1 protein-coding gene is annotated in these 2,699 nt (G+C 38.2%); it reads right to left on the bottom strand.

Annotated elements, in window-relative coordinates; translation table 11 throughout:
• Window positions 1-319 precede the first annotated feature (319 nt).
• Window positions 320-2,530: a GEVED domain-containing protein gene (locus tag E1171_RS03250; RefSeq protein ID WP_155204034.1), complete on the bottom strand. Its 2,211-nt coding sequence runs from the start codon at window positions 2,528-2,530 to the stop codon at window positions 320-322.
• Between the last annotated feature and the right edge of the window lie 169 nt (window positions 2,531-2,699).

The following is a 2,699-nucleotide window of genomic DNA, read 5'->3' as shown; positions in this document are numbered from 1 at the left end:
AAATGGTTAGGAAAACATTTTATATACATTTACACCATATCTAGTAGGATAAAATATATTTTAAAGTTTTGAGACATCTCAAAAAATAGGTAAGGACTAAAGAGAAATCATTTACTAAACTAGAGCTCATATACTCCCTTTTAATAAATTCTAGTTTCGGTCAAGAAAAGTCCAAAAAAAGATAGCTTTTTTGGCTCCTAAACGCTTAATCATTATTTAAATAAAGTTGAAGCCATTAAAAACTAAAAGAGGCTGTCGACATAAAAAATTTGCAACAGCCCCTTTTAATACAATTAATCAGTAAGTTATTAATAAAAAATTATTGAAGGATCACTTTAAAACTTTTAACCTTTCCCTCGCCTTCTATTAACAGATGGTATAAACCATTAGGGTAAGAACTAAAATTCAAAAGTCGTTTTTCTCCTTTTTCAAAACTTAGCTCTTTTTGGTAAACCAACATCCCTGCTGAATTATAAAGCTTGACATTCGCTTGATTAATACCTTCAATCGAAGACAAAATATTGATTTGTTTTTTAATTGTTGGAATAGGAAAGGCACTAAAACCAACGTTTCCTAATAAGCCCTGATCATCATCATCCTGCATCGAACTTCTGGAGGCTGTTGCCTCTGAAGAACTTGATATATTAGCGGTATAATCAATAGTCTGACCATACTGGAAAGTCCCACAGGACTCTGGTGCAGTTCTCCACTGCATTGATACTCTTATTCTCGTATCACCAGTACTGGCAGAAGAAGGCACAGTGAAGCTTCCTACCAAAGTGTTACCGCCTGTTGAAGTCCCATCAAAAACTAACTCTCCGGAATCCTCAAAGTCCCTATCTTGATTATAGTCTATCCATATTCTAAAAACTTCAGGATAGGTACTTCCACTGAAGGCAGGGCTAAGAGCTACAGAAGCTGTTCCACCCTGCGCAAGTGAAGCCACATCTGATGTTTTATCAAAGTAACCGGCAGAATCATCGTTGTGATTATCCACTAAATCACCTATTTCTACAGAATTTATCCACTCATATCTTCTATCATCGCCTCCCGTTTCACAATATGGAGGAGGAGGAGGAGGAGGAGGAGGAGTACCAGTAGGATAGCTTCCGTCCAGGGTCATAGATCCCGTGTTGTCCGGATCCAACCAGCTTTCTAACTGTCTTCGGTTTTCACTAGGATCCAAGTCCCAAGAAACGAAAACTTTTCCATATACTCCCGGATCGTTGGCAGGATCAGAGCAATTAATAGAACTCCCCCCATAAAGTTGTCCTATCACATGACCGTTACTATTAAATAGTGGGGAGCCGGAAGATCCACCTTCAGTTACTGACCAACCATTTGAGGTTTGGCTCCACTGAATTTGCCAATAATTTCCTGGATTAGGTAAGCCAATATTGGTGGAGGGATTAGGAATAATGTTATGTGTAGCGATCTTTTTAATATCTCCTGAAGGATGATGAATTCCTACACCTCCTGAACCAGGACTATCTGACCTGTCCCAGCCATTGAAATAAGGATCAATACCTAGGTCTACTGGATTCTCATCTAATAGCAAAAGAGCAAAATCTGTATTACCATTATTAGCCACTACATTAGCTCCACTAGTAGAAGGCGGAACAAAGTCGCTACCATCACTACAACCTGGACTTTCATAATTCCAATAAAAAGACCAATGACTTAAGTCAGGGGCCGAAATCGCATCATGTTTCACACTGTTGGCCCAGCCACCAAGACAATGGTCCGCTGTCAAGAAATAGGGAGTAAAATCCCCACTGGTATTATTAACTAGACTTCCTGTGCAGTAACGATTACCATTTACCAAAATCATGGCTACCCCGGTTTTTTCATCTTGCCAATTATTCCCTTCAGAACAATTTACATTTACCTGACAATTTCCGGAATCACCAAAAGATTCTGCTGTTTTAAGGCTACCAAGAATATCAATATAGCGATATCCATGAATTACCCTTGAAATTTCAATAACCCCTTCCCCACTTACATTTTCGGGTTCAAAATACTCAAGGGTTACCGTATTCCCATAAACCAGGCCTGTAGCAAATTTTTTAGGATTCTCTTTGGTACCCTTATTGTTCTGACTAGTAAAAGCACCAATAACCTGGGACTTGGACTTGTTGTAAATAAACAAAGAGGCTCCTTCAGGAAGCCAGAATTTCTCATACAACACATTGACGGACAAAGCTCCAGGTGCCTGAATGTCCAAGCGCCATAATCTACCTCCCTCTACATCCTGCCAGAAGCCAGTATTATCAAGGCGAAAATTCACCTCATGAGGATACCCAAACCGTGGAGGCAATCCACTTGCATTATCTTGCTGGTCCTCTTGCTGTAGTTGAGTAAGATTAATGGAAGGCAAAACCTCCATGGGAATGTTTGTTTCCTGAACAGCCTGTTGGAAACTAAATGGTACTCCTCCGGCACTTATCTGTGCCTTTATTTGCAAAAACAGAGCTGGAACCAGCATCATGCAAATAATGAACAGTAATTTTAGCGTTTGTTTTGTTTTCATAGTTTTGGTTTTTGGTTTAGAAATAATTAAAAAAGGAATTCATTAGGTTTCATTTGAGCTTCTTTTAAATGAAAAATTTGATGATATATTTTTGGTTATTTTTTCTTATCTTTTACAAAGGTTTTTATTATCACAATTTTTACAAATTGTATTTTTCATAGCTAAAAGA

This window comes from Xanthovirga aplysinae, assembly GCF_009711365.1.
Classification (GTDB): Bacteria; Bacteroidota; Bacteroidia; order Cytophagales; family Cyclobacteriaceae; genus Xanthovirga; species Xanthovirga aplysinae.
The sequence above is the reverse complement of the archived record's forward strand: the minus strand, read 5'-3'. Positions and strand labels throughout refer to the sequence as shown.

Excerpts from the sequence above, each read along its gene's own strand:
- E1171_RS03250 (WP_155204034.1), bottom strand. The coding sequence starts at position 2,530 with ATGAAAACAAAACAAACGCTAAAATTACTGTTCATTATTTGCATGATG.